The organism is Vibrio sp. 10N.247.310.17, from assembly GCF_041466605.1.
GTDB classification, from domain to species: domain Bacteria; phylum Pseudomonadota; class Gammaproteobacteria; order Enterobacterales; family Vibrionaceae; genus Vibrio; species Vibrio tasmaniensis_A.
Genome location: NZ_JBFSTC010000039.1, coordinates 1 through 13,787 on the forward strand (window position 1 = coordinate 1; position 13,787 = coordinate 13,787).

The following is a 13,787-nucleotide window of genomic DNA, read 5'->3' on the forward strand; positions in this document are numbered from 1 at the left end:
AGCTCGGAAGGATCCTTCAACCGATCACTTTGGCTTTAACTGATCGGCATTAGGCCTTGGGTCGCTTTATTTTTATCGGCAGCTTCTTGGCTCCCATCAGCTTACTTAGCGAAAGCGGTCAATTCGCTTCAAAATTCATTTTAGTTCATTCAAAACGTCACCTAACTGTCATTTCAGGGGCATACCTTGAGCCTTAACTGAATAAGGATTGTTAAGGAGATCGTATGCGTACTATCGAACCGATTGTCCGCTGGGATGTGGCATTTTCTGTTTTCTGTTTGAAGAACCGTTATAGCGGGCAACATGCAACACTGAGTAAAGCGGTGTCTCATACCGGGGATGGTCACTTATATGTGTTGATCGCTCTGATTGCGCTGTTAGCTGATGGCTATACAGGTCGTGAATTTTTAATGGTTGGTCTAGCCGCTTTTGCGATAGAGCTGCCGATTTATTGGTTAGCCAAGAACACTCTTAAGCGCCGTAGACCCGCTGAATTCTCTTCATTGCTTCACTCTCACATTGTGCCATCAGATAAATACAGCCTGCCTTCTGGGCATTCCGCTGCTGCATTTGTTATGGCGACTCTAATCGGACATTTTTATCCAAGTCTCTATCTCTTTAGCTTGATTTGGGCGACAGCGATTGCTGGCTCTCGAATCCTACTCGGTGTGCACTTTTTAACGGATGTCTTAATTGGTGCAGCGTTAGGTATAGCGTGCACAAGCCTAGCCATTTACTTCATTTTATAGCGCTTAGTCGTATGGTTGTTTGTTCTGTTGTTCATATTAAAAAGACACAGGCAAAGACAGCAGCGCTCGAATTGTTAATCTTCAAGGAACCTGAATGAAAATTTTATATGGCGTACAAGGTACAGGGAATGGTCACATCGCTCGTGCGAGAGCAATGGCCGTCGCTTTTCGTCAGAAAAATATCGATGTCGACTTTCTGTTCTCTGGGCGTGACGAGAGTAAATTCTTTTCGATGGAAGCATTTGGCAATTATCAGACCCGCAGCGGCTTAACTTTTTACAGCGAGCAGGGGAAGGTTAAATACGGCAAGACATTCATCGAGAACAACATCTGGCGATTTCTCCGCGAGGTTAACCAGCTCGATCTTACGCCTTATGATTTAGTGATTAATGATTTTGAACCTGTGACTGCATGGGCGGCTAAGAGACAAGGTGTGCCGTGTATTGGTATAAGCCACCAGAATGCGTTCCGCTATGATGTACCTAAAGAAGGGGGCAACTGGATTGAACATTCCGTTATTCAACATTTCGCCCCAACTGAGCACTCTATTGGTTTGCACTGGTATCACTTTGAACAGCCAATATTGCCACCTATCGTTCACACGCCTGCGTGTGATGAGCGAGCTAAAGCAACACAAGACTTCACCTTGGTTTATCTACCATTTGAGGATCTTGATGCTATCTCTGAGTTGTTGATGAAGTTTGTTTCTCATCACTTTGTCTGTTATCACCCGAATGTGATTGAGCATAGCCGAGTCGAAAATATAGAGTTCAAACCACTCAGTCATGCCGGCTTCCAATTCGATCTCAATCAGTGCTCTGGTGTGGTGGCCAACGGCGGTTTTGAATTGCCATCTGAAGCCTTAACTTTAGGTAAGAAGTTGCTTCTTAAGCCTCTTGAGGGACAGTTCGAACAACAAAGTAATGTGGCGACGCTTGAAGCGCTCGGGTTGGCTCAAACCATGAGCTTTTTAGACGCGGCTACCTTGCGTGGTTGGCTCGGTGAAAAGCAGGCAGAAGTGGTCACTTATCCCGACGTGGCAAGTGTGCTTGTTGAGTGGGTGTTAGCGGGCAATTGGTCCAACCAAGATGACTTAAGAAAGCAACTTTGGGACAAGGTAGATTTTCCTAGTTATGCATCGCTCACGTAACTCATAAGTGTTATTTCTGAATTGGCTGGTTGAACGATTCATGAGTTCAATAATTTGTAACAAATGTAACCAAAACGATAGAACAGCTAAATAAGTCGAAATGAAACTCATAAGTGACGCATTTTATGTTTTTTTATAACTCCATAAGCAACTGATTTTTAGGTGTTGTTTAATCATTAAGGTAAAATTAAATTATTCTTTATCAATCTTGTTGGTAGCTCGAGATTTATTGGTTAATAGTAATGGCAATCCGAAAAACATCGGTCTGATAAATATAAGAATTAGTGGTTATCTATTCCCACACCATTACCAATTTAACCCTGTCGAACCGACAAGAGGCAACTTGAATGTTAGAGAAAAAAGACGCAATGAGTGCAATTGCAAGCTACAGAATGGAAAGCACACTTCGTGGAGTCGACTTAAATCTTTTGACTGTATTTGATGCAGTTATGCAAGAGCAAAATATTACACGTGCAGCTCATAATCTAGGCATGTCTCAACCAGCTGTAAGTAATGCTGTTGCTCGTTTGAAAGTAATGTTCAACGACGAGCTATTCATGCGTCAAGGTCGTGGTATTCAACCGACTCAACGTGCTCGTCAGTTGTTTGGCCCAATCCGCCAAGCGCTGCAGTTAGTACGCAACGAATTACCAAGTTCTGTATTCTCTCCAGAGTCGTCTTCTCGTCTGTTCAAACTTGCAATTTGTAGCCCTTGCGACATGCGTTTTGCACCTAAGATTATGTCGACAATCAACGACCAAGCACCTAGCGTTAATCTGCACATGGATGCGGAATTTGACCGTCAACTTTCTGAGCGCATGCGTTACCAAGAAATTGACTTCGTTATTGATTACTCGCGTTTTGATGAGCAAGGTTTCTCAAGCACTGAAATCTTCCAAGATGAATTGGTTGTGGTCGCTTCTGCTTCTCACCCACGCATCAACGGTGAAGTTTCAGCGGCAGAGTTACTTAACGAAAAGCACGCTAAACTGTCTCGCATCCATGGTCAACGTAGCTTCTCTGAGCAAGCTTACCGTGACCTCGATTGCACACCTTTCTACGAAGGTACGAGCTTAAGCAACGTACTTTACGTTGTTGGTCAATCTGAACTTGTGACGATAGCTCCTCGTTGGATGGTAGAACATGCAGCAAACAAAGATCAGCTTCAGATTCTAGATTTCCCATTCGATAATGCGGCGATTTCTGGCTTCCTTAGCTGGCACGAATCAAGTGAAAAGGACAAAGGACACATCTGGTTACGAGATCAGTTAATGATGATCTGTGGCGAAGTAGTGGCGCTTAACTAGACACTAATTTCTATGATTTATAAGCCCTAAGCTAGGAGTCTAGCTTAGGGTTTTTTTGTACCTGCTATTTTTGTTGATAGAAAACTTAGCGTGAGACGTACTATTACTTATAACTTTGAGCTTCATCAGTTGCCTTTTCCATGATCAGAGGTACACTTGTGCGCTCAAAAAAGCTTACAGGTGTAAGCCAAAGGTAAAGAGATGGCCAATTTAGATTTTCATATCGTAAAAAGACTTCGTGACCAAATTGCCCAAGGTGGCAACCGTACAGCTTTGAAGCACAAAGTAGGCAATGTATGGCAAGGTATTAGCTGGGAACAATTTGGACAACAAATCGATACGCTTTCATTAGCGCTATTGGCTCAAGGATTGAGAGTTCAGGATAAGATCGGTATCTTCTCGAACAATATGCCTCAGTGGACTGTGGCTGACTTCGCATCCTTACAAGCGCGTCTTGTAACGGTACCAATCTACCCAACCAACACAGCGGCGCAGTCTTCTTACATTATCCAAAATGCAGATGTGAAGATCTTATTCGTTGGCGAGCAAGCTCAGTTCGATGCGGCGGTTAGCCTTTTTGAAGAGTGTGAACAGCTAGAAGTTGTTGTGGCGATGTCTGATGATATCGATCTGCAAGGACATCGCTTTGCCGTCTCTTGGAAAGAGTTCATGGCTCGTGGTGTTGAAGAGCAGCGAGCTGAGCTTGATGTTCGTCTTGCGGATGCCAGCATGGATGACTTACTGACGCTTATCTATACCTCTGGTACAACGGGCCAGCCTAAAGGTGTAATGCTTGATTACACTAATGTTGGCTATCAACTAAAAGGCCATGATGAGCGTCTCAGCTTAAGCAAAGACGACGTCTCATTGTGTTTCTTACCTCTATCACATGTATTTGAACGCGCTTGGACTTTCTATGTCCTTTATAAAGGCGCAACCAACTGCTATTTGCAAGACACCATGCAAGTTCGTGACGCACTGAGTGATGTTAAACCAACGGTTATGTCTGCTGTTCCTCGCTTCTACGAGAAGATTTTCTCAGCGATTCACGAGAAAGTATCTAAAGCACCGTTTATTCGTAAAGTACTCTTTACTTGGGCGGTGAACATGGGCGCGAAGCTTTCTGTTTGTCATCAAGAAGGTCGTACACCATCATTCATGCTGAAGAAGAGCCATGCGCTTGCTGACAAGCTTGTGTTATCTAAACTGCGAGCTCTGTTAGGTGGTAACATCAACTTCATGCCATGTGGTGGCGCGAAGCTTGATGAAACCATTGGTCGCTTCTTCCACGCGATTGGTATCAATGTAAAACTTGGCTACGGCATGACAGAAACCACGGCAACAGTATCGTGCTGGGATGACCGTTGTTTTAACCCTGATTCGATCGGTATGTCGATGCCGGGCGCTGAAGTGAAAATTGGCGCTAAGGATGAGATCCTTGTTCGTGGCCCAATGGTGATGCGTGGCTACTACAAGATGCCAGAAGAGACAGCTAAGACATTTGACGAGCATGGTTTCCTAAAAACGGGTGATGCGGGTCATTTTGATGAAAATGGTAATCTATTCATTACTGATCGCATCAAAGAATTAATGAAGACTTCTGGCGGTAAGTACATTGCACCGCAAGTGGTTGAAGGCGCAATTGGTAAAGATCACTTTATCGAGCAGATTGCTGTTATCGCTGATACGCGCAAATTCGTTTCTGCACTGATTGTTCCTTGTTATGACTCGCTAGAAGAGTATGCCAAAGAGCTTAATATCAAATATCATGACCGTGTGGAACTTGTTAAAAATCACCAAATAGTAGAAATGCTAGAGAAACGTGTGAATGACTTACAACAAGAGCTAGCGAAGTTTGAGCAAGTGAAGAAGTTCAAGTTGCTGCCAAAAGCATTTTCTATGGATGATGGTGAGCTAACACCGACCCAGAAACTGCGTCGTAAGGTTATTAACGATAAGTATCAAGACGAAATCGAAGAAATGTACAACGAAAAGCCTAAAGATAAGTAGTTTTCTGTTTAGATAAATTTTCAGTTGTTTAAAAATCCCTCTACGAATGTGATTGCATTTTTAGGGGGATTTTTTGTTCTAATGACACAACACAATGTGCGAAAGCGCACACCAACAAGCTCGCTGTTTATCGATAAATAGCGATCTGTTGAAATATTAAGTGCTTTTTTTTATCAAGTAGGCAGTGTTTAAACCTAGTGTGAAAGCCTGTATTGGGTTTTATTTGATGCTTTGAGCTAATAGTTGGTTTTTTGGCACAGTTGCCGAATAACAGGCGTTAGACCAGATGATAATAAAGCGTTAAAGTTGTTTCGTATTACTGTTTGTTGTTATCACAACAGACAGCCATAGCCGAAAAAGTGGAAGTATTTCGAATTAGGCTACGAATAAGCCCTAGACTATGAAAAACCAGCCCAACATGTTCACCAAATGTGATTGGAAACTGGTGAGGAGAGCAATATGACAACAAAACCTGAAACAGCCATGTCATCCGGCGCTGAAATGTTATCCGGCGCTGAGATGGTGGTGCAGTCTCTAATTGAAGAGGGTGTAGAACAAATCTTTGGTTATCCAGGTGGTTCTGTACTTGATATCTACGATGCGCTGCATGCTAAAACTGCTGAAATTAAACACGTATTAGTACGACACGAACAAGCCGCTACCCACATGGCAGATGGCTATACTCGTTCTACCGGTAAGCCGGGTGTAGTACTTGTGTGTTCTGGGCCAGGTGCGACCAATACCGTTACTGGTATTGCAACAGCCTACATGGACTCAATCCCAATGATTGTTATTTCTGGTAACGTACCAAATAACCTTATTGGTAACGACGCCTTCCAAGAGTGTGACATCGTTGGTGTATCACGCCCGATCGTTAAACACAGCTTCCTCGTTAAGAAAGCGGAAGATATCCCTGAAGTCGTTAAAAAAGCATTCTATATTTCAACGACAGGACGTCCAGGTCCTGTGGTTATTGACCTGCCAAAAGACATTTTAAACCCACAAATTAAGCTTCCTTATGAATACCCAGAAACGATCAAAATGCGTTCATATAACCCAACGGTTACGGGTCATAAAGGTCAGATCAAAAAGGCGCTAAAAGCCCTTCTTGAAGCGAAGAAACCGGTACTTTATGTCGGTGGTGGTGCGGTTATTTCTGAGGCAGATAAGCCGCTGTTAAAATTAGCAGAGGCACTGAATTTACCCGTGGTAAGTACCCTAATGGGGCTTGGCGCTTTCCCTGGTACTCATAAGAACTCTTTGGGTATGCTGGGCATGCATGGTTTGTATGAAGCCAATATGGCGATGCACAATGCGGACTTGATCTTTGGTATTGGCGTACGTTTCGATGATCGAACGACCAATAATCTAGATAAATACTGTCCTGATGCGAAGATCATGCACATTGATATCGATCCATCTTCTATCTCTAAGAACGTTAAAGTGGATCTTCCGATTGTAGGTTCAGCGGAAAAAGTACTAGAAAGCATGGTTAACCTGCTTATTGAGCAAGGTGGAACTAACGATGCAGAAGCGATGGAAAGCTGGTGGAGTGAAATTAAACAGTGGCAAGAACGTGACTGCTTAGCGTATGACAAAACGTCGGGTCGAATTAAGCCACAACAAGTTATTGAAACACTGCATAAAGTAACCAATGGCGATGCCTATGTTGCTTCTGATGTAGGTCAACACCAAATGTTTGCTGCTTTGTACTACCCGTTTGACAAGCCGCGCCGCTGGATTAACTCTGGTGGTCTAGGCACGATGGGCTTTGGCTTACCTGCTGGTATGGGCGTTAAGTTTGCGAAACCTGATGAAGAAGTTGTGATTGTTACTGGTGACGGCAGTATTCAAATGAATATCCAAGAGCTGTCGACTGCGCTGCAATACAATATTCCGGTTAAGATTATTAATCTTAACAACCGTTTCTTAGGCATGGTGAAACAGTGGCAAGACATTGTTTATCAAGGTCGTTACTCTAATTCATATATGGACTCTGTTCCTGATTTTGCTGCTATCGCTGAGGCTTATGGCCACGTTGGCATGCGTATTTCATCTCCGGATGAATTGGAATCAGGTTTGGAAAAAGCACTGGCGATGAAAGACCGTTTGGTATTTGTCGATATTAGTGTGGATGACACCGAGCACGTATACCCAATGCAGATCAAAGGCGAGGGTATGGATAACATGTGGCTAAGCAAAACGGAGAGAACATAATATGAGACACATCCTTTCACTATTAATGGAAAACCAACCAGGTGCACTATCTCGTGTGGTTGGCTTGTTTTCTCAGCGTGGCTACAACATCGAGTCTTTGAATGTATCCCCTACGGATGATCCAACGCTTTCTCGTCTGAATGTCACCACTAACTCGAGCGAAATGCAGCTTGAGCAGATCCAAAAACAGCTACACAAGTTAATCGACGTACTTAAGGTACAAGAAGTGTCTGAGCTTGAGCATATCGAGCGTGAACTTCTGATGGTAAAAGTACGCGCTAGCGGCTTTGCTCGCGCTGAAGTGAAACGCACAGCGGATATATTCCGTGGTCAGATTGTTGATGTGACGGCTTCTCAATATACGGTTCAAATGGCGGGTACGAGCGAGAAACTGGATGCTTTCATTCAGGCATTGTCTGAAGTAACGGAAGTACTTGAAGTGGCTCGAAGTGGGGTTGTTGGCATCGCACGTGGTGAACGAGCGTTGAAAGCCTAACGAAGAAAGATTTAAAGCTGCTTTTAAGCTAAAATTGATCATTTAATCGTTTGAAAAAGATAGCGATTTTACTGATACGAACGGCCCTTAATTTGGGCCGTTTTTGCTTTCTGGAAGTCGCTATCGTTTATCCACAAAGTTTATATGATTAGACTAAAGTCTAATGCTCTCGATGATTTGAACTAAACTGAACGATAACCATACAGTCTGATTGAAAGAGGCGTGGTATGTTTGTCGATTTTTTAGTGAGGTTAACCATAGGTACATTAGCCGTTCTTGGCTTTCAACTGAGTGCATTGTATTTTTTACCTATGGTTGTGCTACTCAATACTCATCACAAAGAATTTTTTGGGTGGTAGTTCAGCCGTAATGCTGGAAATAAAAAACGGAGCTATTAGGCTCCGTTTTTATGTGGTTAGAATCTATCTTGACATTATGCGGCTTCGATAACTTCTTCAATTCGCTTCATTGAACTTAACAGGTGTTGATCCAATAGTTCTGTCGCTTGATCGACATTTTTAGCAAGTACCAGCTTCATGATCATTTCATGCTCATCAATATTGAACAGATCATCAGATGCGCTTTTCGCTGACATCGCTAGGAAGCGGTAGCGTTTTACTTGATTGATAAGATCATCAAAGAACTTAAACATGTTCTCTGAGTCTGCGCCTTCAAGTAACGCTGCATGAAACTGCTGGTGACGTTCTTCCCACTCAACACAATCAAACTCTTCTGAGACATATTGTATGCGTGATAGCTTGTGGTAGGAGGTTAATACTTCCAGTTCCCAGCTTTCATCGCCTGCTGAAATTGCCTTTTTAAGCAGAACAGAAGAGACAACACGAAGGCTTTCATATAGGTCATTGAGTTCTTTCTTTGATACCGGTGATACCCAGCAGCCTTTTTGTGGCTCTAGCTTTACGTATTTACTCCAAGATAGCTGCACTAAGGCTTCGCGAATTGGAGATGCGCCGACGTTGTATCGTGCTTTGAGATCAGCGACAACGAGTTTTTTACCTGGGGTTAATTCACCATTGAGAATATCTTGGCGAATCATCTTTGATACTTTGTCAGTAAGCGTAGGACTAGACATTACAAACCTCACGTATATTTGATTTCTAGTCTGCTAATCCGTTTCTTAGGAAGAGTTTATTGGAGTTTAACAGTACGTAGTTCTAATGTGATTGATAATACAGCGTACTGAAAAGTTAGGCAAGATTTTGTTTCATAAAAAAAGAGGGCCGAAGCCCTCTTTTATATTTTATGCGAATCGGTTCATTCTTATAGAACGTGAACAGATGCTGTGTTTGTAGTACCAGAAGCGACTAGAGCACCAGAAACCATAACTACGATGTCGCCTTTGTTACCTAGGCCAGATTGTAGAGCGATTTCTTTACCGTTGATGTAGAACGCGTCTGTGTTCTCGATAGAGTCAACAAGAACTGGCTTAACACCTTTAGTAAGAACTAGCTGTGCAGCTGTCTTTTCGTTAGTTGTTAAAGCAAGGATGTTTGCAGTTGGGAAGTACTTACGTACTGAACGTGCAGACTTACCGCCTTCAGTTGCAACAACGATTAGAGGAGCAGCTAGCTTCTCTGCTGTGTCTACAGCGCCTTTACATACTGCTTCAGTGATGCGTAGACGTGGGCTGTCTAGACGAGAACCTAGCTCAGCTTTAAGAGCTGAATCAGTACGGTTCGCGATTTGAGCCATGATAGTAACAGCTTCAACTGGGTACTTACCTTTAGCAGTTTCACCAGAAAGCATTACTGCATCAGTACCATCCATGATTGCGTTCGCAACGTCACCCGCTTCTGCACGAGTTGGACGTGGGTTGCTGATCATAGAGTCAAGCATTTGAGTTGCAGTGATAACCATCTTACGTGCGCGGTTACACTTCTCGATCATCATCTTCTGAGCGAAGATTACTTCTTCAGCTGGGATTTCAACACCTAGGTCACCACGAGCAACCATGATGCCGTCAGAAGCTTCAAGGATTGAATCGAAGTTATCTACACCTTCTTGGTTTTCAATCTTAGAAATGATGTGGATGTTCTCGCCGCCGTTAGCGTTTAGAAGCTCACGGATTTCTTTAACGTCTTCTTCTTTACGAATGAAAGAAGCAGCTACGAAATCAACGCCTTGCTCGCAACCAAACTTAAGGTCAGCTTTGTCTTTCTCAGAAAGAGCTGGAAGTTGAACAGAAACGCCAGGAAGGTTAACACCTTTGTTTTCGCCTAGAGCACCGTTGTTAAGAACTTTACACTTAACTTCAGTTTCTGTTGTTGCGATAACTTCCATTTCGATTAGGCCATCATCAACAAGGATAGTGTTACCTGCTGTTAGGTCCTTAGCGAAACCTAGGTAAGTTACTGCTACTACATCTTTGTTACCAACAACTGTTGCGTCAGTTGTGAAAGTGAACTCTTGACCAGCTACTAGATCTACGTCGTTACCATCTTCAAGTTTGATAGTACGGATTTCTGGACCTTTAGTATCTAGAAGGATCGCAAGTTGCTCACCATTGTTTTCCATTACTTTACGGAAGTTCGCGATACGAGTGCCGTGCTCTGCGAAATCACCGTGAGAGAAGTTAAGACGCATAACGTTCATGCCAGCATCTACTAGTTCAGTTAGCTTCTCTACAGATTCAGTTTTAGGGCCAATCGTACATACGATTTTGGTCTTTTTCATGGAAGGTACTCTCCGGTAAGTATTGTTACAATTTGAAATTTATTTAAGTTCTGAAGATTGGTCCGCTACATCAACATTTTGTGCCTGTTGTGTAAAAGCGCGGGACTTCCAATATGTCCTTCAGAGTTGTAAGTCTTTCATCAATTTTAGTCATTTTATGACCAAAAGATTTTGATTCAATATCGGTTTTCTGTGACTTACCCCACTATATAGGCGGTAAGTTGCAAAAAAATAACAGTCAGTTTTGTAATTTTTTTTCTTTTCGGGTGCGGATTCTACCACCTAATGAGTTCAATATCACTGCTTAACAATTGTCTTAGGACAAGGTTTTATCGCTATTTATTAATTTTTTGGATCAAAATAAATGGACTAAATAGTTTCGTTGTAACTATAATATGTTTCACATCGAAACTTAATGGCCTTTTTTAAATGTCGAAACGAAACACCCAGCTCAGAAGACATGCAATTTCTAACCTAGTGAATGAAAAAGGGGAGGTTAGTGTTGATGAATTATCCGCTAAGTTCGAAACCTCAGAGGTCACGATTAGAAAGGACTTGGCGTCTTTAGAGAAAAACGGTCAGCTTTTGCGCCGTTATGGTGGTGCGATTTCATTACCGAAAGAGGTTGTGAACGAAGAGCTGGGTCCACAAGTTTCGACTCGAAAGATTTCATTAGCGAAAGCCGCGGCAGATTTAATTCGCGACCATAATCGCATTGTGATCGATAGCGGTAGCACGACAGGGGCGCTAATTCAGCAGCTCAATAGCAAGCGTGGTTTGGTTGTGATGACCAACTCGTTGCACGTTGCTAATGCACTTAATGAGTTGGAAAGCGAACCAACACTGCTAATGACCGGCGGCACTTGGGATACCCATTCGGATTCTTTCCAAGGCAAAGTCGCAGAGTCAGTACTTCGTGCTTACGATTTTGATCAACTATTTATTGGGGCTGATGGTATCGACCTTGATAGAGGCACGACCACGTTCAATGAATTGGTTGGTCTAAGTAAAGTAATGGCTGAAGTGTCACGAGAAGTGATCGTGATGGTTGAGTCGGAAAAGGTGGGACGAAAGATCCCGAACTTAGAGCTGGCATGGGAGCACATTGACATCTTAATTACCGATACAGACTTAGGCGAAGAATCCAAAGCAAGTATCGAATCACATGATGTTCGTGTGATCTTGACTGATCCAGCGTAAAAACAAATTTAAGTATTATGCATTTACCTTCCTATAATTGATCTTGATAAAGATCTGGCCTTTGCTTGCTGCCAATAGGAATAAAACGAAATTGATGGAGTGAAACTATGTGTGGAATTGTTGGTGCAGTAGCACAGCGTGATGTAGCCGAAATTTTAGTAGAAGGCCTTCGCCGCCTAGAATACCGAGGCTACGATTCAGCGGGTGTCGCTGTAGTTGATAGCGAATCTAACCTAACTCGTGTACGCCGCCTTGGTAAAGTACAAGAGCTAGCAGACGCAGTCGATCAACAACATGTTATTGGCGGTACTGGTATAGCTCATACACGTTGGGCGACACACGGTGAGCCTTCTGAAGCAAACGCACACCCACACATGTCTGGTGATATTGCTGTTGTACACAATGGTATTATCGAAAACCACGAAGCACTGCGTGCTCTTCTTCAAGAGCGTGGTTATGTGTTTACTTCACAAACGGATACTGAAGTTATCGCTCATCTTGTTGAGTGGGAACTTCGCACGTCAGCTTCTTTGGTTGAAGCTCTGCAAAAAACAGCAAAACAATTAGACGGTGCATACGGCACAGTGGCGGTTGATCGTAAAGATCCTAGCCGTATCGTTGTTGCTCGTTCTGGTAGCCCAATCGTTATCGGTTTTGGTGTGGGCGAGAACTTCCTTGCTTCTGACCAACTAGCGCTATTAAGCGTAACTCGTCGCTTCATGTACTTAGAAGAGGGTGATGTTGCTGAGGTGACTCGTCGTGATGTAACAGTATTTGATGTAGCGGGCGAGCGTGTAGAGCGTGAAATCGTTGAATCAAACGCAGAACACGATGCAGGTGATAAAGGTCAATACCGTCACTTCATGCAGAAAGAGATCTTTGAGCAGCCAACAGCGCTGATCAACACAATGGAAGGTCGTATCTCTGACACTTCTGTAATCACTAATGCAATCGGTGTTAAAGCGGAAGAGATCCTAAGCAAGGTAGAACACGTGCAGATCATCGCATGTGGTACGTCTTACAACTCAGGCATGGCAGCTCGTTACTGGTTTGAGTCTCTAGCAGGCGTAAGCTGTGACGTAGAGATTGCCTCTGAATTCCGTTACCGTGATTTCGTTGTTCGCCCGAACAGCCTATTGGTGACTCTGTCTCAGTCTGGTGAAACGGCGGATACGCTTGCTGCACTTCGTCTTGCAAAAGAAAAAGGTTACATGTCGGCAATGACTATCTGTAACGTTGCGGGTTCTTCGCTAGTTCGTGAATCTGATTTTGCCTTCATGACTCGCGCAGGAACTGAGATCGGCGTTGCTTCAACTAAAGCCTTCACGACACAGCTAGCGGCTATGCTGATGATGGTAACGTCAATTGGTCGTCTACAAGGTCGCATCAATGAAGAGAAAGAAGCTGAGATCGTTCAAGCACTGCATCAACTGCCTGCTGATATTGAAAAAGCATTAGCGTTTGATAAAGAGATCGAAGCGCTAGCACCTGATTTTGCAGATAAGCACCACACACTATTCTTGGGTCGTGGTGAGTTCTACCCAATCGCGATGGAAGCGTCTCTTAAACTGAAAGAGATCTCTTACATCCACGCAGAAGCATACGCGGCTGGTGAGCTTAAGCACGGTCCTTTGGCTCTTATCGATGCAGATATGCCAGTCGTCGTTATTGCACCAAGCAACGACTTGCTAGAGAAACTGAAATCAAACGTTGAAGAAGTACGTGCTCGTGGCGGTCTACTTTACGTATTCGCAGATGAAGATGCAGGCTTTGAAAGCGATGAGAACATGAAGATCATCAAGATGCCTCACGTAAGTGAAGTAACAGCACCTATCTACTACACAGTACCGATGCAGTTGTTGTCTTACCACGTAGCGCTAATCAAAGGTACTGACGTTGACCAACCGCGTAACTTAGCGAAAGCGGTTACGGTTGAGTAATCGCCATCCTATCTAAGAAAATTA

General features: G+C 43.4%; 10 protein-coding genes. 8 read left to right on the forward strand and 2 right to left on the reverse strand.

Annotation, left to right across the window (positions count from 1 at the left end):
• Positions 1 to 224 precede the first annotated feature (224 nt).
• From AB6D80_RS12470 to ilvN, 6 genes are all read left to right on the forward strand, one after another.
• Positions 225 to 749, forward strand: coding sequence for a phosphatase PAP2 family protein (locus AB6D80_RS12470; RefSeq protein ID WP_012603172.1), 525 nt, complete (start codon positions 225 to 227; stop codon positions 747 to 749).
• A 94-nt stretch (positions 750 to 843) separates the two neighbouring features.
• Positions 844 to 1,899, forward strand: coding sequence for an MJ1255/VC2487 family glycosyltransferase (locus AB6D80_RS12475; RefSeq protein WP_372188650.1), 1,056 nt, complete (start codon positions 844 to 846; stop codon positions 1,897 to 1,899).
• A gap of 347 nt (positions 1,900 to 2,246) precedes the next feature.
• Complete coding sequence (gene leuO / locus AB6D80_RS12480; RefSeq protein WP_017100430.1) at positions 2,247 to 3,206, forward strand: transcriptional regulator LeuO; 960 nt, start codon at positions 2,247 to 2,249, stop codon at positions 3,204 to 3,206.
• Positions 3,207 to 3,407: 201 nt separating this feature from the next.
• Positions 3,408 to 5,216, forward strand: a complete 1,809-nt coding sequence (locus AB6D80_RS12485; protein WP_135382999.1) for a long-chain fatty acid--CoA ligase — start codon at positions 3,408 to 3,410, stop codon at positions 5,214 to 5,216.
• Positions 5,217 to 5,675: 459 nt separating this feature from the next.
• On the forward strand, positions 5,676 to 7,433 hold the full coding sequence (locus tag AB6D80_RS12490) for an acetolactate synthase 3 large subunit (protein WP_009847808.1): 1,758 nt from the start codon (positions 5,676 to 5,678) through the stop codon (positions 7,431 to 7,433).
• A 1-nt stretch (position 7,434) separates the two neighbouring features.
• Complete coding sequence (ilvN, locus tag AB6D80_RS12495) at positions 7,435 to 7,929, forward strand: acetolactate synthase small subunit (RefSeq protein ID WP_004735875.1); 495 nt, start codon at positions 7,435 to 7,437, stop codon at positions 7,927 to 7,929.
• Positions 7,930 to 8,362: 433 nt separating this feature from the next.
• Here the strand turns inward: ilvN and AB6D80_RS12500 are convergent, their stop codons facing one another.
• Positions 8,363 to 9,022: a GntR family transcriptional regulator gene (locus AB6D80_RS12500; RefSeq protein ID WP_009847805.1), complete on the reverse strand. Its 660-nt coding sequence runs from the start codon at positions 9,020 to 9,022 to the stop codon at positions 8,363 to 8,365.
• Between the two features lie 188 nt (positions 9,023 to 9,210).
• Positions 9,211 to 10,623 (reverse strand): pyruvate kinase PykF, encoded by a 1,413-nt coding sequence (gene pykF, locus AB6D80_RS12505; RefSeq protein ID WP_012603178.1) that lies wholly within the window; start codon positions 10,621 to 10,623, stop codon positions 9,211 to 9,213.
• 429 nt (positions 10,624 to 11,052) lie between these two features.
• Between pykF and AB6D80_RS12510 the strand changes: the two genes are divergently transcribed.
• Both AB6D80_RS12510 and glmS read left to right on the forward strand, forming a co-directional pair.
• A complete protein-coding gene (locus AB6D80_RS12510; RefSeq protein ID WP_004736011.1) occupies positions 11,053 to 11,823 on the forward strand; it encodes a DeoR/GlpR family DNA-binding transcription regulator in 771 nt (256 codons plus the stop codon).
• 107 nt (positions 11,824 to 11,930) lie between these two features.
• Positions 11,931 to 13,763, forward strand: a complete 1,833-nt coding sequence (gene glmS / locus AB6D80_RS12515; protein ID WP_017098929.1) for a glutamine--fructose-6-phosphate transaminase (isomerizing) — start codon at positions 11,931 to 11,933, stop codon at positions 13,761 to 13,763.
• Positions 13,764 to 13,787 lie beyond the last annotated feature (24 nt).

Bases quoted from the DNA above. Each gene is read 5' to 3' on its own strand.
- AB6D80_RS12470 (WP_012603172.1), top strand. From the start codon at position 225: ATGCGTACTATCGAACCGATTGTCCGCTGGGATGTGGCATTTTCTGTT.
- AB6D80_RS12475 (WP_372188650.1), top strand. From the start codon at position 844: ATGAAAATTTTATATGGCGTACAAGGTACAGGGAATGGTCACATCGCT.
- glmS (WP_017098929.1), top strand. From the start codon at position 11,931: ATGTGTGGAATTGTTGGTGCAGTAGCACAGCGTGATGTAGCCGAAATT.
- ilvN (WP_004735875.1), top strand. From the start codon at position 7,435: ATGAGACACATCCTTTCACTATTAATGGAAAACCAACCAGGTGCACTA.
- AB6D80_RS12510 (WP_004736011.1), top strand. From the start codon at position 11,053: ATGTCGAAACGAAACACCCAGCTCAGAAGACATGCAATTTCTAACCTA.
- pykF (WP_012603178.1), bottom strand. From the start codon at position 10,623: ATGAAAAAGACCAAAATCGTATGTACGATTGGCCCTAAAACTGAATCT.
- AB6D80_RS12490 (WP_009847808.1), top strand. From the start codon at position 5,676: ATGACAACAAAACCTGAAACAGCCATGTCATCCGGCGCTGAAATGTTA.
- AB6D80_RS12500 (WP_009847805.1), bottom strand. From the start codon at position 9,022: ATGTCTAGTCCTACGCTTACTGACAAAGTATCAAAGATGATTCGCCAA.
- AB6D80_RS12485 (WP_135382999.1), top strand. From the start codon at position 3,408: ATGGCCAATTTAGATTTTCATATCGTAAAAAGACTTCGTGACCAAATT.
- leuO (WP_017100430.1), top strand. From the start codon at position 2,247: ATGTTAGAGAAAAAAGACGCAATGAGTGCAATTGCAAGCTACAGAATG.